A 22,969-nucleotide genomic window follows, 5' to 3' on the forward strand; every position below is an offset into this window, starting at 1 on the left:
GGCGATCGCCCGCTGTTGCGCCTGTATACCTAAAGAGGCGAGCTGACCGCAAGCTGACGAGAGCGCGTCATTATCTAAAAACTCACTTTAGCGACTTTAGTACTTGTGAGAGTTTCAGCCGTTGGGTTATCAGGACGAGATGTCAAGAACGCTCATTCTATCCACGATCAACCTGAAGAGAGTTCTCTGCGTCGGGATTTTTCTCTCGACCGGAATTCATACAGCCTTCGACGCCCCTCTATCGCTCCCCTCTACACCCTATAGGTATACGGTGTTGGATCAGGATCTCGCTGCGGCGTTGCAGCAATTCGGAAACAACCTAAATATCAGGGTCAGCATCAGCGCCGAGGTGAGGGGACGGATTCGCGGACGTATGCCGGATTTGCCACCGCGGGAGTTCCTCGATCGCTTGAGTAAGCTGTACGACCTACAATGGTACTACGATGGGCTGGTACTCTATGTATCTGCCGCCAAAGAAGCGCAATCTAAGATGCTTGTATTGACCCCGATTCGCTTCGATGCGTTCAAGGCGGCTCTCGATGAGCTCGGCATCTCCGATGATCGCTATGTCGTGAAATCCGCGGCGGGAAGTGACCTCGTCTTGGTTTTTGGTCCACCGCGCTTCCTCGCTCTCGTGGAGGAGACGTTCAACGGCCTCCTTGCGGAGGCGCAAGCGCAGCCTCATGTCGCCCCGGCACCGACTAAAGAATCCTTGCTGTTATTGTTTCGGGGCTCTTCGACCATGGTCGTCCGCGGTGGACGACCCGAAGCGGCTTATTCTTCTGAGGTGCCGCAACAGGACGGTGTTGCCGAGAAGCCTTAGCTGAACCGGAAATGACATCGATGGATATGCCGCGGTTTCTGAAAAAAGGTAACCGACAGCGGTCCTAAGTGAATTCGCATGGGTTCGTCAGGTTCTCGAAAGCTGAACCGCTCATGATCCAATTCAGGATCTCCAACAATCACTGGCCATTGAGTGCCAGAATGAACCTGAGAGCCATAAACTAGCGGGGCAACTAAGCACGGCGCGGCGGAAATGCAGTGACCTCGTCAATGCTCGGAATTGCCAACGTTCGTGAACTAATTTTGCATCTCCCAGGGGATTGCAGTTCTCGTCCGAGGAGCCACATTGTCAAACAATATCGCCAAGGTTTTTTCGCAGTCCGCACGGGGTTGGTATGGTCCAGTGTCCGCGCTCGGTAAGACGCAGCAGAACTTCGACGCGATGCTTTCCATTTGCCGGCGTGAAGACAGGACCGGTCAGTTCGCGCTCCGGAGCCTCGCATTGCCTTTGGAACGGTTGTGCCAGCATGCGTCGGAATCGCTGCCGCCGAGTGCCGGGTCGTCGTTGGAGGAATTGACGCGGCACCCATTGGACCTGCTGCCGCCACATATGAAGGCGGCACTAGAATCAATGGGTCAGCGCCCGGAAACTTCGTCGATCGAATCTCCTTCGGTCGCAACGACGCCGGTAAAAAGCGAGAGAATCAAGTGGAACGGCGGCTCGCTCACCTCAGTCGAGTTACAGATTGTAGCAGTGCTAAACCGTCATAAGGACCAATGTCCGCTCAAGTGGGAATCGCTGGGAGACAAAGCGAATGATCCCTCAACGCCGCCGGATCTGAAAGCGGCTATCGAGGGATTGCAGCAGGATCCAGAGCTCTTTTATGCTATCGGCTCGCAGGGTGATGGCCGCTGCGGCGGCAAATTTACGGCTCAAGACTTGTCGGCATTCTGTGGTCACCATCCACAAATTACTGCATTTCTGGAGAACCAGGCGCAAAGCTATACCCAGAATTACATTCCATCCGACAGCGCTGGGAATCCCCATCCGTCGGTCATGACACGGAACGATGCGTTACGCGAGCTTTACCGGTACTCTGAAAACCTGCCCAAGAACCTCAGTGTCGCTGAGTTCGAGCGGATCGTCGAAGGCGAAGCGAAAACGGGCAAATGTCCGCCTCAGGTCATTGCGGCGGCTCAGTACTTCGTCCAGCGCCCGGACGAATGGAAACAGTTATACGGTGGTGCGATAGACCAGGTTCACAAAGAGGATTTTCTGCAGGTTGCTTCATCGTCAATGAGTCTCACGCAAACCGAGCTGGACACAATTGAATCGATAAAAGGCAATCAGGACGCCTTCTTTGGAAGTGGTGATCTCACTCGTGACAAGCTCGCGAGCATGGCAGAGGATAAGCGCTGTGATCCGAAAGTGCGGAAAGCAGCCTCGCAACTACTCTCAGATCCTCTGTTATTTGGTCTGCTAAACAATACGATTACGGGCTATAAGACCCATAATTCGTTCTTCGACTTCGGCGGCGGACACACGGTGGATTCCGGTGACATTAGCAAAAAGGACTTTGCCCATTTTTGCGACAGCATGTCGTCAGCGAACCGCACCGTTCAGCAGCGGAAGGCTCATGCTCCCCAAACCGCTGCACAACAGGACGCCGTCTCAGATATGATGATGGGTCGGACGGACCAGCCTAATGCGAAAACGCCCAAGAAAAACGGCGGAGCCTTTATCCACGCAGTCGGCGATGTGCTCAAGGTGGTCTCGCCGGTGCTCGATTGGGCTGCGACCGCGGTGGGTTTGTTGAGCTTCGTTCCTGTCTTAGGCCAAGTGGCCGACGCGGCTTCAATGGCTCTTGCGTGCGAAGCGCAAGCGGCAAATCTTCTCCGTACAGCCATTACCGGAGGCAATATGAAGCAGGCGCTGCAACAAGCTGGCATCAGTATTGGAGCGCAGGCGCTCAGCCTGGTCGCAGGCCCCGAGGTCAAACTGGCAATTCGCAATGGGCTCGTAAAGAAGGCACTGGAAGAGGCGGCCACGGCCGGGATCAATCTGCCGATTACGATGGCGCAAACCTACGCAGAAGATTATCTAAACAACCTGCAAGAACGGCTTGCGGCCTGAGTTGTGCAAGCCGCGGACGTTGCCAGTCAGGGCGGTTCCGGGGCTGACATTACGGGCGTCGAGGAGGCGTCCATGCCGGGAGCGAACATTTCGGCGGTTGCTCGACGGATCGGTATTCTGCCTTCGCAGCTCTTTCGATGGAGACGGGAGCTTAGTGGAGATGGTGAGCAAAGCTCTGCTCTGGTGAAAGAACAGCAGCCGAGATCTGCGGCAATTAAGGAACGCGTTGTCGAGGTCGTCATTGGCGACGCCGTCGTGCGTGCCGGTGCGGACGTCGACGAGGCGCACTTGCAGCGGGTGATGCGCGGCGGTGCGGTCGGCCTGATCCCGTCTGGCGCAACCGGTCTGCCTCTTCATGACGGCTTGGATCTCTTTGCGGACTTCAATCGCAGGTTCGTAAGCGGCAAGCGGACCCCATCTGGCGGAGGGGGTCCGCTTGCCGCTTACTGTGAATTTCCCATACTTAAGAACGATCGGCGCTGAAATGCCTATCCAGCGACGAACAGGCGCCGCCCCACTGGCAATCAGGTGCCACTATTTTGCTGCAGGACGAAGGCCGCCCCACAAAACAAGTGGCGGCTAAGCGGTAAATAATACAAGGAGAAAAGACGGGATGCTGGACATTCTGGCGGCAACGGCGGAGGCTCAAGAGCAGCCGGTCTGGCACTATGGACTGTCGCTCGTCGGCGATCTCAGGTACGCGCCGGACTTTGACCACTTCGACTATGTGAATCCCGAGGCACCGAAGGGCGGAGACCTCAGGCTTTCCCAGACGGGCACCTTCGACACGTTCAACCCCCTGCTGGAGAAGGGCGAAACGGCGGCCGGCCTGACGCTCGTCTTCGACACGCTCATGACACAGTCAGAGGACGAGATTTCGACAGCCTACGGCCTTCTGGCCGAAGGCGTTTCCTTCCCGGACGACATCTCCTCAGCCACGTTCCGGCTGAGGCAGGAAGCGAAATGGGCCGACGGCAAGCCGGTGACGCCGGAAGACGTCGTCTTTAGCTTCGATAAGGCGAAGAAACTGAACCCGCTCTATCAGAGCGACTATCGGCATGTCGTGAAGGCGGAGAAGACGGGGGACAGGGACGTCACGTTCCACTTCGACGAGAAGGGCAACCACGAACTCCCGTATATTCTCGGGCAGATACTGATTGTGCCGAAGCACTGGTGGGAAGGTACCGGACCGGACGGCAAGCCGCGCGACATTTCGCGAACGACACTTGAACCGGTCATGGGGTCGGGTCCCTACCGCATTGCATCGTTCTCCCCCGGCGGAACCATCCATTATGAACGCCGGTCCGATTACTGGGGCGCCGCGCTCAACGTCAATGTCGGGCAGAACAATTTCGATTCGATCACCTATTCCTTTTTTGGCGATCGCGACGTCGAGTTCGACGCCTTCCGTTCCGGCGATGCCCATTTCTGGCTCGAAGACCAGGGCATGCGCTGGGCAATCGGATACGATTTTCCAGCAGCGATAGACGGCCGGGTGAAGCGCGAGGAAATCCCCAATCCCTTCCGGGCGATGGGCATCATGCAGGCCTTGGTTCCGAACATGCGCCGCAAACCTTTTGACGGCAAGAAAGTGCGCGAGGCCTTGAATTATGCCTTCGATTTCCAGACCGTCGAGTTCGAGCAGGCGAAGAGCTCCGCCACTCATTATCAGCGGATCAATAGCTTCTTCTTCGGTACGAACCTAGCTTCTTCCGGACTGCCGGAAGGCAAGGAATTGGAGATCCTAAACGAGGTCAAGGATCTCGTGCCGCCGGAAGTGTTCACCACCCCTTTCAGGAACTCCATCAGTACCACCTCCCAAGAGGCGCACGAAAACCTGCGCAAGGCGACCGCGCTACTGAAGCAGGCTCGGTTCGAGATCAAAGGTAACCGGATGGTCGATACGACGACCGGCACGCCATTTACCTTCGAGATCATGTTGAACAATCGCGCTCAGAAGACCCTGGTACTGCCCTATGTCCGGAACCTCCAAAGCATTGGCATCGAGGTGCGCGTAACCCTCACCGAGCCGTTGCAATACACGAAACGCACTAACGCCTTCGACTACGACATGACCTGGGAAGTCTGGGGTCAGGCCTTGACCCCTGGAAACGAACAGGCGGATTACTGGGGCTCGGCAGCCGCCACGCGCGAAGGCTCCAGGAATTATGCCGGCATTTCCGATCCTGGCGTCGACGCCTTGATCCAGCGCGTGATCTTCACGAAGGATCGCGAAACGCTGGTTGCCGCCACGAAGGCGCTCGACCGCGTGCTGCTCGCCCACAATTACGTCATTCCACTCTATTCCAAGCTGACCGCCCAGATCGCCTATTGGGACAAGCTGGCCCGGCCGCAAGAGCTTCCAAAATACGGGCTCGGCTTTCCCGGCGTGTGGTGGTGGAAGAGCGCTGCCAGTCATGAGCTGGTCCAGGGCCGTCAGCACGTCTTCGCTGCACGGGGAAAGCAAAACGCAAAGAAGAATGGCGGCTGAGAGTTTGCCGGCGCGCGACCAAGACGTGGCGTGACTATGCGGGAAGACAGCCATGATGGGTGACCTTGGGTCAGTCGCTTGGAAGACGACATAACGGATTGGGTGAGCGACGACAGGAGCGTCATACCTGTGGCGAATTGCTGCGATGCCTGAAGTCGATCTATCGACTGGGTCAGGGTATGAACCCCCGTCGCCGCCTGCTCAATCTGTTCGGAAGCCTTGGCGAATCGCACCGCTGATGGTTGGGGGCCATGATCGCTCGCCAGCTTGAACGAAGAGACAAGCCGATCAAGAAGGCTGGCGCTTTCTCGCTCGCGGGAGGCAGGGAGATGGGCAGGTTCTCCGCGCCGGCCTGCGGCGATATCTTCCTCAAACCGGTAAAGGTCAGCTTCTGGACATCAGAAATGGGCGCGAGAGAAGTATGTTCGCCGCTGATCCGCTGCGCAACCACGTCGGCTGTTCGAAGCGTTGCCCCGTCGATAAGGCCAAAAACCCGCGCTCGGAGAAACCTTCCTTGCTCATCGACAAATCCTCCATTCGCTACTAGGCCGAATGCGTCGGCCGTTGAGGAACTTTCAGCCCTCGTCGCCTTCGTCGATGGCTTCTTTGGCAAAGTTGAAGAGCGAATTGTTCAGCATCAGTGTGTCGGACACCATACTGGGCAACAAGGCTTCTATCGCCGCCGAACAACATCTGCTCGGGGCTGTTTTTGCGGGGCTTGCCCCTCGGTCAGCCGCTCCTCTCACGGCGCTGCCTCCATCGACGACATGTGAGAATACACCTGGATGGCTACCCACGGCGTCAATCGCCATTTCTTCTCCTCTCAGCGTGATCGCCCTGCTTCACCAACACGTCCCGTGATAGAGAGAGTGTCGTGTGCACCTCCTTTCCCGGGTGGGGCCTTGCGAACTCGACTTCGGACTCCCTTTAGAAATAATGAGGAGCTGGCTCTGCGGCCGTATGTCACGTCGAGCTCACGGAGCAGTTCTTGAAGTTGAATTTCATCCCGCCTGGGGACGAGGTAATCTCGACGCCGTATTGAACGCTGCCGACGTTTATGTCGCCAAAGTGGCCCTTCGACTTGAGCCAATCTAGGATACTCTTTATGTCCACCGTCCCGGTATGGGTCTTGGAAGTGAGCAGCAGTGAGATGACCTTGTGACCATTATAGCCTTCGAACACGTTCCAACTCGCTCCGCCTACATTGACATTGCGGTAGATCGGAACCGCCGCCCCGGAAGCATCATAATGTTTTGAGATGGGCTTGACATTGCCGCTGCCGTCCGGATGTCCGGTATAGTTTGTCCAGAGCATTATCTCATTCTGTTGTGAGCTGTCCCAGATGTCGTAGGCGGTGTTCCAGGCGCCGCCAGCAGGAACTTCCTGATTGAAGCTCGACGTCAGACTGTTGATTGAACTGAGCGGTTTCCCAATATCGACAGCCTGATGGGGGTAGCTCTTGATGCCATCAGTATTAGGCTGGTTCGACCACACGCTCCACTGGTTGTCTGCATGAACTGAAATCGTCTGAGGCCCAGCGCCCTTACCATATATGTCGTTGTTCCAAGTATAGCGACCGTGTGAAAAGCTTGCGTATGGAGCGCTTGAGCTCCAAATCGGAGCGTTCGTCGATAGAAGCGCGTCAGTCGGTGATTTGGTTTCATTCACAGCTTGCCTGAATAGTTTATCATCCTGTGTGTCGACATACCCCAGCGGGGAGGGCAAGGACCCGGTACCATCTATCCGATTGGAAGACATAAGGCTCTCCTTCTGTTACGAGAACAAAGATCTGGCGCCTGTGCGACGACACTGACATTGATACTCCACTTTTCCGGGCACTAGGAAATTGTGTTTTTGCATGTCACCATTCAACTAACGGATAACGGAGCGATCTCTGAAGTGTGGCGTCGGGGCAACCGCTGTCGGAAGGCGGCCATTGAGCGGAGGACGTTCCTGAGTCTCGATTTTCAGGAGCGCCGACCCTGCATGACCGAACTGAACGCCGAGCAATTCTTTCGAGAGCCAATATTCGATTCAGCACCGGACCTGGGAGACTGGTCCGCTCGCGCATTCGCCAGCCGGCCGAATCCTGTCCTTATCCGTCTCCCATCCACCGAGGAAGCGCCGATTAAACAGTTTAGAAGCCGGTGCCGCCGCTCGTTCTCCTTCCACAGCATTGATCTGTTTGTGCAACAATTCGAGGCGATCAGTTCTCGGCAGAATTCGGCTTTGAGGTGCTTCGACACTATCCTGCCGCCCTCAGTTCGAAGCTCCTCCAGGCGTTTTCGACGATCACGACGCAAAGGCTCGTACTCTCGAACGCCTTGATGAAGAGCAGCCCCTTTATGCGATTGACGTGGAAAACACGTTCAGCAATCAGGGTCTTCCGCTCGCCCGAACCGACGGACGTCTTCCTCATTGGGGGGTAAGAAGTTGACCATCGAACAGGCACGCGGCTTACCACGTTTCCAAGCCACTAAAGCGCGACGGCCGTGCAACACGGCTATACCAGCTACCTTCAAGCCGACTGTAGCCGTCGCCGCATGAGTGCCCAGAGGAGAGTGCATGATCTGTAGCACGAAGAATTGGCGGCTGCATCGTGTGCCCCAATTCAGATTTCGGCCAGCCGCTGACGTAATGGACTGCCTCCCAGCCGTGCTTCCTACGCATTGCTGCATTGCAGCACGACGCCTAGGTCTGTCTCAGTTCCCTGGCAAGACGATCGTAATCCGCGTTGATGTGCTCGTCGCCCAGCAATTCGGTGGCGCCGCGCCCAATCTCTGCGCCCGATGGACATGATGCGCCAAGGCTGGCTTTCGAGTTTGCGCGATGCGTCGCAGCAATGAGTGACAATGTCTTCATAGGATTTGAAGACGCGGTTCGATAGCCAGTTCTCGCGCATGAAGAGCCAGAGGTTTTCGACCGGGTTGAGTTCGGGAGATTTTGGCGGCAGCGGCAGGATCGTGAGGTTTTCTGGTACGACGAGAGTGTTGGACATATGCCAACCAGCCTGATCCATGATGAGGACGGCATGCGCATTGTCGGCGACATGACGGGCAATTTCGGCCAAATGCTGGGTCATGGCGTAGGTGTCGCACCATGGCATGACCAGTGCTGCCGCTTTCCCAAGCTTCGGGCAGATGGCGCCGAAGATGTAGGCTGACGGGTTTGCTGGTCGTGCGGTGCTGAGGGTCGCGTTCCACGCTTGGCCCAGCGCCTCGTGATCTTGTTCTTCTGGCCTATTCGGGCTTCATCTTGAAACCAAATTTCTATTCGTTTGCCTTTGGCGGCTCCGTCGGCAATTTCCGCCACTGCGGCGGGAAAGTTTTTTAAGTTCCTCAATCACTTGAGGGTCCTATGCGTGATGTTTGCGGCAAGCTTGCTATAGCCCATGGCACGCACCTCCCGGCTCAGCGTTTGTTCCTCACCGAGATACGGAATTCCTCCCATAGCCACTGGGCCAGATCACACAGACGCCAGCGCACGACGCCATCGAGATATGGCCACGGTCCGCGTTCGATGGCCTGCGCCAAGGCCGCCCGCTGGGGATCGTTCAAACGTGACTGTGGGCCGGGAGCCTTGCCATTGATCAGCCCTCCGGGGCCATGCGCATTGAAGCGCATGACCCAATCATGCACGGTCTGAAGAGTCACGCTGCCCAACCGCGCCGCATCCGAGCGCGAGTATGGTCATCCTGCCTCGTAGCTTTCCCAGTAGAGGGCGACCATCGCACCTCCCAAATTAGCATTATCGATATTGCGCGGTCGCTCGCGAGGCCAAGCAGGTGAGGGGAGCGAGACCCGGGTGCGGGTGGAACCGTTGCTCGGGACCGCCCGGGCCGCTCATCCTCCTCACCGTCCCTCAGCGTGATCGGATCCGTCGGTGCACGATGAGGTCAGTTTCAGGCGCCTTGCGTTGCCGTCCCCTTCGGTTTCGCGCGCTTCTGCCGGACGGCGCCTTGCCGTCAAGGGCGGCGGCCGATGCCGCCCAGCCTTTCACGCCGCGTCTTTGGGACAGAGCAACGAAAGGAGAAAATCATGGGACTCGACATGTACGCCTGCACGCTTCGCGAATCGCCCGCCGACTTTGAGGTCGAAGAGGCCACAGCGCTCCACTACTGGCGCGAGCATCCGGACCTTCACGGCTGGATGGAACGGCTCTACCGTGAGGAGGGCGCCACGCACGCGAATTTCAATTGCATCAATCTTCAGCTAACCGCCGACGATCTCGAGCGGACTTCGCTGAAGCTCGCGAGAAGGATCCGGCGACCATCATGTTGGATGCAATCGGCGTCCGGCGCGATCATCATCTTTACGAGCTTGATGAAGGCGCCCCGGGCAGCCCGGCATCGCCGGACTGGGCGCGCCCCTTGTGGAGGTTATCATGTATCGCAAAACATTCCGCGGAGGTCCGCGGCAAGACACCCTTTCATCATTATCTCTATGTCCAGGTGGCCGCTTATCGAAGATCGACAGGGGCGGCTGTCATGTGGAGGTATCAAGCAACAAGCGCGCCAACTGAGCGCGGCTCAGACAGGGCTTGAAATAGCTGCGTTTTTTTCTAGAGCGCCGAATTGCACACAGTTGGATGTCCGGAAAGCCGCAAAAGGTGTCTGGCGCAAGGGGCGAGAACATGCGCAATGCGCCCAAAGCCTCCGACCGTGGGCGCATCACCGCGCTCCCTTGAACCAGTGATTTTCGATTGCCTACGCGAACTCGCGACGCAGCCGCGCCTGCAACTTTGCAGCGCTCCACCGAACGATAGCCAGACCTCCGACCTCCATGTGCGCACCTGATCTCCCCGACAGGTTGCTTGGCGGCGCTAGTCGGGTAAGCGGTCGAGATAAGGGTCGAATGCGGCAGCGACAGCGCGAAGGACAAAGCGATGCTCCTGCCGTACGCGCACGAAACCACTGTCGATATCCACTATCCCGTCTTCGGCCAGCCTCGCCAAACGCCCAGCTGAATTGAAAATAGCGATCGGATCAAATTCGTGAGCGGCGCAGATTGCCGGCACGTCGGCCTCCAAATTGCACATTAGCTGCTCGATGATTGCGGCTCGCACGCGATCTTCGCCGGTGAGACGATAACCCTTTGATGTTGCGAGGTGGCCAGCTGATATGTGCCGGGTGTAGGAACTCTGTGCAAGTTCGTTCTGGACATAGCCTTCGCCGAGACGACTGATGGCCGATGCGCCGAGGCCGATCAGGATCGGGCATGTATCGGCCGAGTATCCTAGGGAATTGCGCTGCAGACGACCGGCTCTCTGCGCCAGCGCGAGCTCGTCGTTAGGCAAGGCGAAATGGTCCAGCCCGATTTGGCGATAGCCGGCGGAGACCAGCGTCTCGGCCACGGCGGCGGCCTGTTCAGCGCGGACAGCCATGTCTGGCAGTGCCGTCTCCTCGATCAAGCGCTGATTTTTTCTATAAGATGGAACGTGCGCGTAGCCGAAGACGGCAAGCCGGTCGGGGCGTATCGCGACTGCTGTCGCGGCGCTCTGGACACAAGACTGCACCGTTTGATGCGGAAGACCATACATAAGGTCGAAATTGATGCGGAGTACTCCAGCCGACGCAGGTTTTCGGCGGCAACCGCCACCTGCGTCTCACTCTGGACCCGGTTGATCGCTCGTTGGACGATGGGATCGAAGCTCTGCACGCCAAGGCTCGCCCGGTTTACCCCGGCTGCTTCTAAGGCTTCGGCCATCTCCGGTGTGAACGTGCGCGGGTCGATCTCGACAGCGACCGTAGCCGCCTTCTTAAACGCGAAGTAGCTGCGCAGGATTTCCATTAGAGCCAGGAACTCCGCCGGCGGCATGAGGGTTGGCGTTCCGCCGCCGAAATGTACGTCGCTCACGGGCAATCCCTGCGGCGCTTGCTTCGAGACCAAACGTATCTCCTCACGTAGCACTGCTAAATAGTTGAGGATCGATGCATCCCGACGAGTGATGCTGACAGGAAAGCCGCAATACCAACACATCGACCGGCAGAATGGGATGTGGAGATAGAGCGATACAGCATCCTCAGCTGGAATGTCTCTCAGCCATTCCCCCCACGCGTTGGCGCCGACCGCCGGGGAAAACTGCGATACAGTTGGATAGATAGTGTACCAAGGTAGGTGGGCCTCACGATACTTAGTCGGTATGGCCGTCTGCGGCGTGATGCCAAGTGACTGTGGTCTCCCGACGGCCCTATGGCGTGCCCGGGTCGCACGCGCCATTTCCTTCCCGATCGGTTGCGAGCCCGCGCTCGCATCAAGCGTGCATTTTTCGCCGTCAGCCATCAATTGATCCCGCCATCTCAGCGCCAGTGACAGTTCCCGCCGCCTTTCGATAAACAGGTTCAAAACTCATGCCAGTGCCGGTAATGGTATTGAAATTTGAGTATCTCTAGCGTTCTCGCTCTATTCACCTGGGACTGAAATAAGGCCTTGTCAAACAAACCTTGTCGCGCATCCGACAATTATGACAGAATTGTCCGCCATTACCCAACTCACGACGATCACCTGTTCGACGAAGGGCGACAATAGACGCACCGCTGCCACTGCGTTACCCGTTGCGTGATGACGATCTCTTCTGCGCGTTGTAAGTCACGGCCGAATTCTTCCAATCGAAAGCGAGTCATGTTGAGCCGCCCGTGGCGGCAAATGCCCCGTCTTTCCACCACATCAGCAAAGGTGCAATAAACATCCTGCCCAGTCATCGGAGGCAGCAGCGAATATGGAGGCCCAGTTCGCTGGGCTTTCATTGGTATTGACGATGTTCCGGCTATGTTGGATGGTCAGTTAGGGGGAGGCCAAGCATGGCGATTCGTGCACTCAACGTCACCAGTAACAAGAGCCAAACACCAAAGATTCAAAGCTCGGAAAATACGAGTGAGGTGCCGGTCACAAATGAGGAGAGGCGCACAGACGAACTCGTTATCGCTTTGGTCGGCGCTGTAGGATCCGGGGTCAGCACTACAGCCCGTGCCCTTGCCGAGATCCTCGAAGGGGAATTTGGCTACTCCGTCGAGACAATAAAGGTTAGCGATATCGTCAACGAGAAAGTCGGCTTGGTGGATTATCATCCCGTTCCCGCCGACGACGCTCAACGGATTCACAAACTGCAGCAAGCCGGGTCCGCGCTACGCGAGCGATTTGGTGAAGACGTGTTGGCAAACTTCTGCATCGAACGGATTCATATGGGTCGCGATGAAGAAGACACTGCTGCAGTTCGAAGATATTGCACGATCATCGACTCTTTAAAGAATCCCGGCGAAGTCGAGCGACTGAGAACGGTTTACGGTGACCTGTTTTGGCTGTTGGGTGTTTTTGCTCCTGAAGATGTTCGCATTTCTCGCCTAAAGGCCGCAACGCCCAATAGCGCCTACATCCACTTGATTAGCGATCAGGACTACGACGAGGGCACTGAGTACGGCCAGTCCGTAAAGGACACGATGAGCATTGCGGACACGTTCATCCGCAACGATGCTCAAAACACGGTGCAGTTGCATTCCGTGCTGGCATCGTTCTTAGATCGGATCTTCGAAGTCGGCGTCAGCACTCCCAACACGGACGAAACGGCAATGTTCGCCGCGGCAAGCGTTGCTATGCAATCAGCGTGTCTGTCGAGACAGGTCGGTGCGGTGATCCAGAACCAACACGGTGAGCTAGTCGGACAAGGCGCCAACGACGTTCCGAAATTCGACGGCGGGCTCTACTCTTCCAACCTACCCGCCGAGCGGGACCATCGCTGTTACAACTGGAAAAGCAGGATCTGTCATAACGATGCTGAGAAGGACGCGATATTCGATCAGATCGCAAAGTTCGCGCGCGAGACGTTCAAGGAGACATCCGAGCCTGAGGTAAATGAGTTTCTCAAGAAGGTTCGCAAGTCGCGCATTAAGGGTTTGATCGAATTCTCGCGCGCCGTCCATGCGGAAATGGCTGCAATCGTTTCTGCCGCACGCGACGGCTTGGGCCAAGTGCGAGGTGCAACGCTGTTCACGACAACCTTTCCTTGCCACAACTGTGCTCGCCACATCGTTGCAGCGGGCATCCGTAAGGTGATCTACATCGAGCCCTATCCAAAGAGCCTCGCCCTCAACCTTCACAATGATGCCATATCGACGAATGAGAGTGACGAAGGCAAGAAGGTTGTGTTCTTGCAATATCAGGGGGCTGCTCCACGTAGCTTCTCTAGGATTTTTAAACCGAATCCTGCTAGGAAGCAGGAGGGTGGCTTCGTTCAGCGACCGCGAAAACGGCTATGCCGTTTTCAGCACCGCCGGTCGACTCGTTGGTGGCACGGGAAGAGATGGAGCTTGTGCGCCTATTCAAGGAGATATCTGATGGCCAAGAAACCTAGCGGCACACAGATTGAAATGCTCCTCCCTATCCCGGGCAAGCGAACCGTCGTCTCGGCTTCAGCTAAGAAGGCATCCCGATCGCTTTCCTATGAAAAGCTCTTGGAATCCTTACGCAAAAAGGGACTCACAAGGGCTGCCGCCAAGAAATAGCCTCCGCTTCTGTTACGGCCTCCATTCATCTCGGCCGCAGGCTTGCCATCGTGTGGCGTGAACCAGACGACTACCTCACAAGTTTGATCTGCGGGCGCTCGTTTCTGGGGCTAGGATTCCCATCATCCTGGCGGGGCAGTATTCCATACAGGAGCTTCTCGACTTCGTGCGTGGGAAGCGACAGATGCTCTGCTATGCTTTCCAAGCTTTTGCGCTCGGACCAAAGCTCTGACAGCACCTTGCCCCACAACACCGAGGTCTCACGGCCAACACTGTCAGGCTCTCTGGTGCGATAACCTCGTTTTCCAAGCTCAATACAAATGGAGCGGTATTGCCACTCTGAAAGCATTGGCTTTGTCAGGTGTCGCAGTCGATAGGCCAGTGCCATCGCAGAGATGCGCCACCTCTTTTTTGCGCGAATGATCAAATCTGCCGTGATAAGGCGCGGCATTCGTACACGCACGTCTTCCTCGGGCATCAAGAATGCTGATGCAAATCGGTTGGCTTCAATCTCAGCCGTTCGGGTGTCCTCATCCGCGCCGGATGTTTCACCGTGTCTGTGCAGAATGAGGTGACCCAGCTCGTGTGCCGCATCAAAGATGCTGCGCTCCGCCGATTTGAAAGAGTTCAGAAAGACATAGGCCTTGTCATTCTGCCAAAACGAGAAGGCATCGACGTTTGCCGTACTCTCCTCAAGCCCTAAAATGCGAATCCCTTTGGCCTCCATAAGTTTCATCAGATTTGCAATGGGCTGGTATCCAACTCCCCAATGCTGACGCAGTGCATCCGCAGCCGATTCAGGTGTCAGCTCAGGATCAAAAGCAGGCAAATCCAAAGACGGCAGATTATAGCGGCTTTCTAGCCAAGCGTAGAGCTCCACGCCATTGTCGCCCGCGGCTAGGGCCGCGTTTCTCTCCTTGGCAGTCATGCTCGACAAACTGCGAAAACTCACGATTTCCGGTGAAAGCAGTGCGGGGTCTTCCTTGAAGAAAAACGTGACAGGATAACCAAGGACCTCCGCCAGTCGGCTGAGCGTTGCGGAGTCCGCCTGGTTCTGCCCGGTCTCAAGCCGAGTGATGGTAACAGGCGATACGCTCGCTCTCTCTGCGAGTTCCTTTGCAGTTAGCCTCTGCCTTTTCCTGGCAAGGCCGAGTCTCTTTCCGTTGAACATGCTTTTCAGCCTCACTTTCGGCTGATTACGACGTCCAAGTCGGTATCGCTGCTGGGCTCATCAATACTAAAGTCAGTCGCACCGAGATCCCCACCCTCGATCAGGAAGATGCGTTCAACGCACCGAAGAAACTGGCCATTCTTGACGACAGGCAGGCTGAGCTCCATTGCACCCGACTGATCGACCATCAGATAATAGGTTTTGTAGTCGCCGTGGAACTTCACGACACTCACCGGCAGGTCGACCCCGGCAGCCTCAAACATATCCCCACATGCGACACGCTCCGATCCAGCGCCTTTCCTAGAACGGGCCTTTGGATGAGCTTTGCCGCAAGCCTGATTAACGTTCGCAAAGAGAACTCTGAGCCTGAGCTCGTCGTTGCTGATACCTTCGACGCCCTCCTCACGGAAGAATTCCCAATTTCCCCCCAAATTCTCAGCGCGAAGTCCCTTGACACCATCCATATAGGCAAACATGCCTGCGGCGTTGGACGGATGTAGCGGCGAAGCGCTAGCTGCTGCAGCCAGAGCATGGTGGCCTGCCGCAATTAACTTCTCACGCTCAAGCTGGAGCTCAGAAAGGCGATGATTGACCGCCCCGGGCTCGATAATCGTTATTGGATTGATGCTCTCCACGACCGCCTCATTCATGTTAATTTTTTGAACCTCATTTGTGGACGAAAAAATTAACATGGTCAAGCCTCGCTGAAGCGATTGCGTTTGACCTAGACATGTTCTTCGTCGCCGCCTGTTGAACCGGTTCACATCGGCGTCCCGCAACGTTGCATAAAGGATCGTTTGTACACCCATTGCACACGCCGCAGAAAACGCAATCAAATCAGTTGCCGAAAGCCGCTCCCGGGCACGATTGCATAGTCGATGAACTGCATGCCTAATTACACAACGGGGCATGATGGGCGAGCAGATCGGATACGCAAGGGTTTCCACCGTCGAACAGAACCTCGATATGCAACAGCGCGCTCTCAAAGCAGCGGCGGGATGCTCGAGGATATTCACCGACAGGATCGGCGGGGGCGCTGTGATAAAGCCCGGCCTTGAGGACGCGCTTCGCTATCTTCGCGCCGGCGATACGCTGTGCATCTGGCGTCTCGATCGCCTTTCGCGATCCCTGCATGACCTGCTCGCGCTCGCGGAGTGCTTGCACATGCAAGAGATCGGTCTGCATTCCATTACGGAACTCATCGACACCACCAGGCCCAATGGCCGGCTGTTCTTCTCGCTGGTGCCTTCGCGCAGTTCGAGCGCGACGTAATTCAGCAGTGCCCCCCGAAGGTCTCGCCGCCCTCCAAGCGAATTGTTTCCTGACGCGTACTTCTGGGCAAACGTCTCTGGGAGGAGTGCTGTTTTCCGGGATCGCGTATCTCAGGCGCTTCCATGTACGGGCATAGGGGGGCGCCTCTCAATTCGTACTTTTAAATCCGCCAAGGTCCCTGCAGGGATAAGACCCTTCGACTGGACAACATCATCTGTGGCGAAAACCGGTTCGATAACCGGTCGGCAGCACTGGAAATGTGAAGCAGCCTCGCCAATATCTATTGATGGAGAATGATATGACTCGCTTCCTTCATTTCCGGCAAGAACGATTTTCCCGCCAAGGGGCTGTGGGTGCCGGTCAAAAAGTGTGAAGGCTCTTAGCCCCTCCCGCAGTCCTTTCTCATCTACGAATAGCCAATGCGACTCGTCAAAGCGGATCAGTTGAGTAACCGTGCAACCGAGCAAGTCACTAATCGGCTTATAGGTGACGGCCCCGACAAGCTCTACAGCTCGAAAGAGCGCAGTTTCCGGATCCAAGACATAAACTACATTCTCCATCTTACTCTCCTCGTGGTGAAGCGGTCTCACGCTCGTCAACCCGATCAAGCTGCGACTGGTGCACGTCAGGTGCTTGGCTAAACCATTCCGCGAGATAAGCAAAATCGATTATCTTAATGGCACGCATTCGTGCCGTGGGTGCGCCACGTGGTTTTCGCCGCGCAGCGAAGGCGTTGAGCCTTGGCGCCTCAGATAGGTGCCCCCGCGAATCATCGTGTCTGATTTGGTGACACGCCGCAAAGGCTGCGTACTGCTTTTCACGACACAGCACCTTGCAACCGCATCCGGACGTACAAACCTCGGTCGCTGTCGCTGTTTCCGTCCGCGTCATACCTGTGCGACAAATGGCCCTGAACTGCGGCGGGAGGACCGCCTTGCTCAGCCAGCGCCGAAGCGCCTCCATACGCTGCCAAAAACGACCCTAACCATTCTGGTTTGTGGAAAAGCTGGATAAGATCCAAAAACCGAAACCTTGATTCAATTCCTACCGGGCTTTCGCGATTGATAATCACAAGCCACCGCAAAGCGGCGTAGCGACCGCAAGGCAATGGCCAGCATCGGGGGGGCACGCGCCACTTTGCTGCAGGGGTTCAGGAGCACCTGAGATCGTTTCTCCGTGGGTGCACCACAAGTCAGCTTCTAAGTCACGCCACCCAAAGACTCGCTGTCGGCGACTCCCTGGCTAGGGCGCTCGGCCCAGGCGCGCTCAAGAAGAGCCACGCCTTGGTGGGATGGCGCCCGGCTCGTGTCCACTGTCATCTCAACACTGCCGTCCTTCGACGGCAGGTCCGTTGCAGTTCTTGCTAGGCCGCGATGGTCTGCACCATGCAGTCGTTCGTGCCATCATCGGAATTAGCGAAACGCGCTGGAGGCAAAAACAGCTACCGCGACACCTTGATGCTCTTGCTTCCGTTCGCCAGCAATCATGCGGCGCGCGCGATCGATCGAATGTCGGTCGAAGATTTGACCGCGTCAATCATCCGTCAGTTCATTGATCACCTGAGCGAGGGGCAGACAGAGGGGCAGACAAAGGCCTTCAGAAGCGGCCTTCGGAGTCAACTCTGGTGAGGGTTCCCACGGTACCGACCGGGGCGAAAGCCCCCTCCGCAAGGCCCAAACGGCCGAGTGCAGCAGCCTACGCGTGGAGCAAGCTCACGCTCGCGTGCGACGTGTGCAACGGAAACAAGGGAGACTACAACACTGACGATCCCAGGACGGTCGCAGGACGCACTCATTGAACCGTATGTGGACGATCCGGCCGAGCATCTCCTTCATGCGCGAAGTCGTCGTTGCGCGGCCGGACAGCACGAGGGCGAAGCTGACTGAGGCCGTAATCAAGCTCTCCCGGCTCGAGTTCCTCGAAAGGAGGCGCGAGCGAATGGCGTTCATTGACGGACTCGTCCAGACTAGTACAAGCACTTCAGGAGGCTGCCCTTTCTTAAGCTTTCCCAAAGGCGCCTCGTCACTTCAGCCACGGCGCTCGGATAGTCGAGGCTAACCCTTCGGATTCCGAGACGGGTGTAAAGCTCCTTTAGCGAGGTGCCGTCCAACCTCTTGGCGGAAGCTCGCGACTATCTCCTGCACCCTGTCTCCGGCCAGACTGGAATCGTGGTCGCGAATCCGAGGACCTCTCGAAGGATCTTTCGCTTAGTCGCCCAAGCGCCGGTCATGATCAGTGCAGACCTATCAGCGTCACCTGCCAGCATGGCGCGCTTGACACAATAGCGTGTCGGGTAGGTCACAACGCGACAGAAGGGGAGGGCGCATTTGGCCACGAGTAGATAGTTCAAGCCCAACACACGAAGTGCGCTTGGAGCACGACAAGCTTTTTTCGGCAGATTGAGCATAACTTCCAAGAACGGCTTAGCTGCCCGGCCGTACGACAGGTCAACGTAATTTCGCATCGTTCGACGATCGACAAATGTCCGGCTACGGTGCCGTTGGTTCGAATGATTTCCCTTGTATCTAAATGAGTTTTTTCATTTGGCACGCACATTGCTCTCTGTTATCCGCAAACGCGTCACGGACACGCTGGACGCGAATTGGAACTTTGCTATCGATTAATCGTAGCAAATCGCCACGCATTTAGATATGGAGGTTCAAAATGAAATTCGTCATCGCATCAGCGCTTTTCACCCTGACCGCAACCGCCGCGATCGCCAGTAGCAGCACCTTCCAGAACACCTGTTCCAACATCAGTTTCCAGTACACCGACGACGGTGGCGCCGAAATTTCCGCAACTTGCCTTCGTGCCGATGGTTCGCCGAACAGAACCAGTATTGCCATGCCCGCCATCGCCAACGTCGACGGCGCTCTGAAGCTGGAGGGCGACAGCGCGTCGTTCCAGAAGTCCTGCGGCAGCATCGAACTTGCCCCATCCATCGGTGGCGTCACGTTGAACGCAAGCTGCCGCGATACCTCCGGCGCCTTTCACGCCTCGTCGATCCCGATTGACGGCATTCAAAACAGTGACGGCACCCTGACCAATTAAACAAGCCGGACACGCCGATTAAGTATTGCGAGAAGGTGGCCATCAGGCGCAAAATGCTTCCAGTCCGATGGTTAGGTCTTGCGTGTGTTGGCGAAGCTGTAAGTGCGGGCGCGATCGGCACGCCGGCGCTTGTGCGCTCATAGCGTCGATCGCTCCGCGGGTGTAGTGGACGCAGTCTCAGAAGGCACGAGACTGCGGCCATGTCGAGAAAAAGCGATGGTTCATCTTCGTCGATTCGACCCTTCGCGCGTTGTCGAAGATGCGCGGCCTGTCGGACCACACAGTTGCCCCCGAGAACAAAGAGTTGTCGCAATGTTCGCTCACCATACTCGATGTCGCGCCAATTTCTGTTTTCCGCCAGGTGATCGCTGGAGCGGTGTCGGGCCGGGCTAGGCGGAAAAGTCTCGTCCTCTCCTGAAGGTCGACGCTGCCGGAGCCAACGCCGCGCAGTCACAGAACTTACGTCTGTGATTGTGGCACGCCGCCGAGCATCTCGCTCTTCCAGGGTACGGCGCGCTATTTCATTGTCACGTCACCTGATCCTGTCCTCCAGTGGTGGCAGAGTATGAGCCGCCATGGCGAGTGCTACGCGAGTTGCCTTCGGCAGAGTGTTCTCAACATCGTCACGCATTCCCTGAAACCCGCAACGTGCGGTAGCCTTGGGCAGTGATGAAGCCGTACTTGGTGGCCACGCAGCGAGTTGATAATCTGCGCCGCTGTCGCACCAGTAAGTCCCGCGCAATGGAGACTATGCACACAGCTACTTGGCTTGACGGAATACAAGTTGCGCCGCGACAGCGGAACATTTTGACATAGATCAGAGGCATGGAAGAGCGCGGCAGTTACGGAGCTAACATCAGGATGAGAGACGCTATGCTAGGTGTTTAGTCCCCGCATTTGCTCGAGCGGATCGCGGGTGATGTGTGCAGTCTGGCGTCCGCCTCATTTCGACCAAGCCGACGCCGTGGAAATACGACCTTTTCGTCGGCTACTCTAAACTTCCGCGGAAGTCTCTGCTTGCGGATACCACGTTCCCGGCATTGTTGCACAGCATACCGCCCAAAGCGTATCAGCCGCGTCTTATCCGAGTGCAGTTGCAAGCCAAAATGGGCGAGACGCTCCCGCAGTGCCTGTAGGAAGCGCTGCACCTTTCCTTCGTACTGGAATCCTCGGGTTCGAGCCAGCAGAACCGGCCAGGAATGGTGTTGTGGTGCCCCGGAACCATAAACGCACACCTCGAAACCTTGGTCGGATGTTTGACAATGTCCGGAATGAGCCAATGTGGTTCAGAGCGATCATGTTGTTCGTAAATGAGTTTCTCGTTTGGCATGGCACGTGCAGGTCAAAAGGAGGACGACACGTGTCTACACTTCTTACGATGATCCGAGGAGATGAACCATGTCGAAACTGCGCACCGCAAAGTTGCCGAGGTTTGGACAAAACAGGCTGTTGGTGATGGCACCTCAGCCCGACCGAGGACTTCGATACAATGCAAGGATGAACTAATATTCAAGACTTCGGTTGGGGGCCTGTCTGGTTATAGCAGTGCTGTCCGTCTCACTCTTGCACGATAATTTTGGGTTTGGGAGGTTTGTTTGTTTGTATCTCACAAATTCTCGCTCTTTGGTGTGGCGAGCGTTCTTTCGGCCATTCATGTGCTATCGGCTCTCGCTCAAGAGTCCAGGGCTATCAGCAACCCGCCGGCCTACATATTGGAGCCGGTCGCCAAAGGGCGGGCAAAGCTGGAAAGCTTCGCGCGGGACCGGGCGACTTTTCCGGGCGAGGTTCTGCTCGATATGAACGTCACATACCTCGACCGCCAGATCTACAATCCGGCCACCGGGCGCCATGACCGGGTGCGGCTCCGCGGCTATCAGGACGTCCGCGAAGCCAGCCCATCCGGTGCCCACACGCCGCTGGTGGGGCCGACCATCGATGTGCGCCCGGGCGAGACGGTGCGGGTAATGCTGAACAACAAGCTCCCGCAGGATTCGACCTGCGGCATCGGCGGCGGCAGTGCCAATACCCCCCACTGCTTCAACGGTACGAACCTGCATTCTCACGGTCTCTGGGTAAATCCGTCGGGCAACGGCGACAACGTGCTGGTTTCGATCCGCCCCGGCATCACGTTCCAATATGAATACAACATTCCCGCCGACCATCCGGCGGGCACCTTCTGGTATCACCCGCACCTGCATGGATCGACCGCGTTGCAGGTGTCGAGCGGCATGTCCGGAGCGCTGATCATCCGTGGCGACCGCATGCCGACGCCGACCGAAACCGGCGATATCGACCGCCTGCTGAAGCAGCCGGACGGCGCCGATATCGCCGAGCGGGTCCTGGTGCTGCAGCAGATTCAATATGCCTGCACCGACAGCAACGGCGGCATCACCTATGATTGCCAGCCAGGGCAGGTGGGGGGAATCGAAACCTACGACGAGTTCGGACCCGGCACCTGGCCCGCCTCGGGCCGCTTTACCAGCATCAACGGTCAGGTGCTGGGCCAGTTGGCGCCGACATTGGCTGGATCGGTCGAGCGCTGGCGGTTCGTCCATGCCGGAGTTCGCGACATTATCAATTTCGAGATCCGGCGGAAGACCGGCACGGCCGCGTTGCGTGCGCTGACCGCCGCCGACACCGATAAATGGATCGACCAGAATTGCGGCAAGGATGCCATCCCCTATGGCGTGGTGGCGCAGGACGGGTTGACGATGGCGCAGGTGCAGATGCGGCAGCAGGCGGTCCTGCAGCCGGGCTACAGGCTTGACGCGCTGGTGGTGCTGCCTGGAGCGGGCGACTATTGCCTCGTCGATGCCGCCGCGCCGGCAGCGGCCAGCGTCAACCAGCTTGCGCCGAGCCGCCGCCTTCTCGGCATCGTCACGGCAGTGGAAGGCAATGCCGTCAATGGCGAGATTGGCACCTATCTCAAGGATTGGCTTATCGCGGCGGCCGAGCGCACGATGGCGCCCGATATTGTCGGCAAGGTCATCGACGACCTCAAGAACGATATGCGGCTTTCAAGCTTTGTGCCGCATCCGGACATCGAAGCGGGCGAGGTCACGGGCGAGCAGCAACTGGTGTTCAATATCGACGTGAAGCAGCCGGGCGGCACCTTCTTCGAGATCAACGGCCAGCCCTATGATGCCAACCGCATCGACCGGACGCTGCCGCTGGACGGCGTGGACGAGTGGACGCTCAGGTCGGATTTCGTCAGCCATCCTTTCCATATCCATGTCAATCCGTTCCAGATCATCAAGATTGTCGATGCGGCCGGCAATGATGTCAGCGCCCTTGGGGCGGACGACGACGGCGATCCGCAATATCCAGGACTGAAGAATGTCTGGAAGGACACGCTGTGGATCAAGAACCCCGGCACCGACCCTTCGACGCGCTACACGATTGCCGTGCGGACGCGCTACCAGCGCTACATCGGCGAGTTCGTTCTGCATTGCCACATTCTCGACCATGAGGACCAGGGAATGATGCAGAACGTCAGGATCACCCTGCCGGACGGCCATGGCGGCACCGTTACCGGCCATCACTAGAGCATTTTGTCGCCAGGTGGAATTA

General features: G+C 57.1%; 15 protein-coding genes and 3 pseudogenes. 10 read left to right on the forward strand and 8 right to left on the reverse strand.

Annotated elements, in window-relative coordinates; translation table 11 throughout:
* Positions 1–139: 139 nt before the first annotated feature.
* The 4 genes from BHMPCIPO_RS31635 (at position 140) to BHMPCIPO_RS31650 (ending at position 5,408) form a co-directional block, all read left to right on the forward strand.
* A complete protein-coding gene (locus BHMPCIPO_RS31635) occupies positions 140–823 on the forward strand; it encodes a nodulation protein NolW (RefSeq protein ID WP_173520841.1) in 684 nt (227 codons plus the stop codon).
* Positions 824–1,225: 402 nt separating this feature from the next.
* Entirely contained in the window at positions 1,226–2,917 is a 1,692-nt protein-coding gene (locus BHMPCIPO_RS31640; RefSeq protein ID WP_173520842.1) for an HrpF/NolX family T3SS translocon protein, read from the forward strand.
* A 72-nt stretch (positions 2,918–2,989) separates the two neighbouring features.
* Positions 2,990–3,400, forward strand: coding sequence for a transposase (locus BHMPCIPO_RS31645; RefSeq protein ID WP_173520737.1), 411 nt, complete (start codon positions 2,990–2,992; stop codon positions 3,398–3,400).
* Between the two features lie 130 nt (positions 3,401–3,530).
* Positions 3,531–5,408 (forward strand): extracellular solute-binding protein, encoded by a 1,878-nt coding sequence (locus BHMPCIPO_RS31650; protein ID WP_173520738.1) that lies wholly within the window; start codon positions 3,531–3,533, stop codon positions 5,406–5,408.
* 575 nt (positions 5,409–5,983) lie between these two features.
* Here BHMPCIPO_RS31650 and BHMPCIPO_RS31655 read toward each other — a convergent pair.
* From BHMPCIPO_RS31655 to BHMPCIPO_RS33935, 4 genes and pseudogenes are all read right to left on the reverse strand, one after another.
* Complete coding sequence (locus BHMPCIPO_RS31655) at positions 5,984–6,220, reverse strand: hypothetical protein (RefSeq protein WP_173520739.1); 237 nt, start codon at positions 6,218–6,220, stop codon at positions 5,984–5,986.
* A gap of 151 nt (positions 6,221–6,371) precedes the next feature.
* A complete protein-coding gene (locus BHMPCIPO_RS31660) occupies positions 6,372–7,166 on the reverse strand; it encodes a GH12 family glycosyl hydrolase domain-containing protein (RefSeq protein ID WP_173520740.1) in 795 nt (264 codons plus the stop codon).
* Positions 7,167–7,559: 393 nt separating this feature from the next.
* Positions 7,560–7,894 (reverse strand): annotated as a pseudogene (locus BHMPCIPO_RS33335) (IS110 family transposase); the annotation flags it as partial.
* Between the two features lie 284 nt (positions 7,895–8,178).
* Positions 8,179–9,091 (reverse strand): annotated as a pseudogene (locus tag BHMPCIPO_RS33935) (IS630 family transposase); the annotation flags it as partial.
* 354 nt (positions 9,092–9,445) lie between these two features.
* On the opposite strand from BHMPCIPO_RS33935, the gene BHMPCIPO_RS31675 reads away from it, so the two are divergent.
* Positions 9,446–10,102, forward strand: a complete 657-nt coding sequence (locus BHMPCIPO_RS31675) for a hypothetical protein (protein WP_173520742.1) — start codon at positions 9,446–9,448, stop codon at positions 10,100–10,102.
* Between the two features lie 127 nt (positions 10,103–10,229).
* Here the strand turns inward: BHMPCIPO_RS31675 and hemN are convergent.
* Positions 10,230–11,689, reverse strand: a pseudogene (gene hemN, locus BHMPCIPO_RS31680) (oxygen-independent coproporphyrinogen III oxidase).
* A 518-nt stretch (positions 11,690–12,207) separates the two neighbouring features.
* Between hemN and BHMPCIPO_RS31685 the strand changes: the two are divergent.
* A complete protein-coding gene (locus BHMPCIPO_RS31685; RefSeq protein WP_173520743.1) occupies positions 12,208–13,905 on the forward strand; it encodes an anti-phage dCTP deaminase in 1,698 nt (565 codons plus the stop codon).
* A gap of 70 nt (positions 13,906–13,975) precedes the next feature.
* On the opposite strand, the gene BHMPCIPO_RS31690 is transcribed toward BHMPCIPO_RS31685, so the two are convergent.
* Both BHMPCIPO_RS31690 and BHMPCIPO_RS31695 read right to left on the reverse strand, forming a co-directional pair.
* Entirely contained in the window at positions 13,976–15,076 is a 1,101-nt protein-coding gene (locus tag BHMPCIPO_RS31690; RefSeq protein ID WP_173520744.1) for a helix-turn-helix domain-containing protein, read from the reverse strand.
* 11 nt (positions 15,077–15,087) lie between these two features.
* Positions 15,088–15,768 carry a hypothetical protein gene (locus BHMPCIPO_RS31695; RefSeq protein WP_246304782.1) on the reverse strand — a complete coding sequence of 227 codons (681 nt, stop codon included), beginning with the start codon at positions 15,766–15,768 and terminating at the stop codon, positions 15,088–15,090.
* A gap of 220 nt (positions 15,769–15,988) precedes the next feature.
* Between BHMPCIPO_RS31695 and BHMPCIPO_RS31700 the strand changes: the two genes are divergently transcribed.
* The gene (locus BHMPCIPO_RS31700) at positions 15,989–16,348 is read left to right on the forward strand and encodes a recombinase family protein (RefSeq protein WP_173520745.1); all 360 of its coding nucleotides are present in this window, start codon (positions 15,989–15,991) and stop codon (positions 16,346–16,348) included.
* A 110-nt stretch (positions 16,349–16,458) separates the two neighbouring features.
* Here BHMPCIPO_RS31700 and BHMPCIPO_RS31705 read toward each other — a convergent pair whose 3' ends face one another.
* Positions 16,459–16,908, reverse strand: a complete 450-nt coding sequence (locus BHMPCIPO_RS31705; RefSeq protein WP_173520746.1) for a hypothetical protein — start codon at positions 16,906–16,908, stop codon at positions 16,459–16,461.
* 825 nt (positions 16,909–17,733) lie between these two features.
* On the opposite strand from BHMPCIPO_RS31705, the gene BHMPCIPO_RS31710 reads away from it, so the two are divergent.
* The 3 genes from BHMPCIPO_RS31710 to BHMPCIPO_RS31720 all read left to right on the forward strand — a co-directional run bounded on the left by BHMPCIPO_RS31710 (position 17,734) and on the right by BHMPCIPO_RS31720 (position 22,944).
* On the forward strand, positions 17,734–17,976 hold the full coding sequence (locus BHMPCIPO_RS31710; RefSeq protein ID WP_173520747.1) for a hypothetical protein: 243 nt from the start codon (positions 17,734–17,736) through the stop codon (positions 17,974–17,976).
* Positions 17,977–19,012: 1,036 nt separating this feature from the next.
* Complete coding sequence (locus tag BHMPCIPO_RS31715) at positions 19,013–19,399, forward strand: mannose-binding lectin (protein ID WP_173520748.1); 387 nt, start codon at positions 19,013–19,015, stop codon at positions 19,397–19,399.
* 1,595 nt (positions 19,400–20,994) lie between these two features.
* Complete coding sequence (locus BHMPCIPO_RS31720) at positions 20,995–22,944, forward strand: multicopper oxidase family protein (RefSeq protein ID WP_173520749.1); 1,950 nt, start codon at positions 20,995–20,997, stop codon at positions 22,942–22,944.
* The last annotated feature ends 25 nt before the right edge of the window (positions 22,945–22,969 follow it).

Source organism: Ensifer sesbaniae (assembly GCF_013283665.1).
In the GTDB taxonomy this organism is placed as follows: Bacteria; Pseudomonadota; Alphaproteobacteria; order Rhizobiales; family Rhizobiaceae; genus Ensifer; species Ensifer sesbaniae.

Bases quoted from the DNA above. Each gene is read 5' to 3' on its own strand.
- BHMPCIPO_RS31705 (WP_173520746.1), bottom strand. From the start codon at position 16,908: ATGGAGAATGTAGTTTATGTCTTGGATCCGGAAACTGCGCTCTTTCGA.
- BHMPCIPO_RS31685 (WP_173520743.1), top strand. From the start codon at position 12,208: ATGGCGATTCGTGCACTCAACGTCACCAGTAACAAGAGCCAAACACCA.
- BHMPCIPO_RS31715 (WP_173520748.1), top strand. From the start codon at position 19,013: ATGAAATTCGTCATCGCATCAGCGCTTTTCACCCTGACCGCAACCGCC.
- BHMPCIPO_RS31640 (WP_173520842.1), top strand. From the start codon at position 1,226: ATGCTTTCCATTTGCCGGCGTGAAGACAGGACCGGTCAGTTCGCGCTC.
- BHMPCIPO_RS31635 (WP_173520841.1), top strand. From the start codon at position 140: ATGTCAAGAACGCTCATTCTATCCACGATCAACCTGAAGAGAGTTCTC.
- BHMPCIPO_RS31700 (WP_173520745.1), top strand. From the start codon at position 15,989: ATGGGCGAGCAGATCGGATACGCAAGGGTTTCCACCGTCGAACAGAAC.
- BHMPCIPO_RS31655 (WP_173520739.1), bottom strand. From the start codon at position 6,220: ATGGCGATTGACGCCGTGGGTAGCCATCCAGGTGTATTCTCACATGTC.
- BHMPCIPO_RS31710 (WP_173520747.1), top strand. From the start codon at position 17,734: ATGCAGTCGTTCGTGCCATCATCGGAATTAGCGAAACGCGCTGGAGGC.
- BHMPCIPO_RS31695 (WP_246304782.1), bottom strand. From the start codon at position 15,768: ATGTTAATTTTTTCGTCCACAAATGAGGTTCAAAAAATTAACATGAAT.
- BHMPCIPO_RS31675 (WP_173520742.1), top strand. From the start codon at position 9,446: ATGGGACTCGACATGTACGCCTGCACGCTTCGCGAATCGCCCGCCGAC.
- BHMPCIPO_RS31650 (WP_173520738.1), top strand. From the start codon at position 3,531: ATGCTGGACATTCTGGCGGCAACGGCGGAGGCTCAAGAGCAGCCGGTC.
- BHMPCIPO_RS31645 (WP_173520737.1), top strand. From the start codon at position 2,990: ATGCCGGGAGCGAACATTTCGGCGGTTGCTCGACGGATCGGTATTCTG.
- BHMPCIPO_RS31690 (WP_173520744.1), bottom strand. From the start codon at position 15,076: ATGTTCAACGGAAAGAGACTCGGCCTTGCCAGGAAAAGGCAGAGGCTA.
- BHMPCIPO_RS31660 (WP_173520740.1), bottom strand. From the start codon at position 7,166: ATGTCTTCCAATCGGATAGATGGTACCGGGTCCTTGCCCTCCCCGCTG.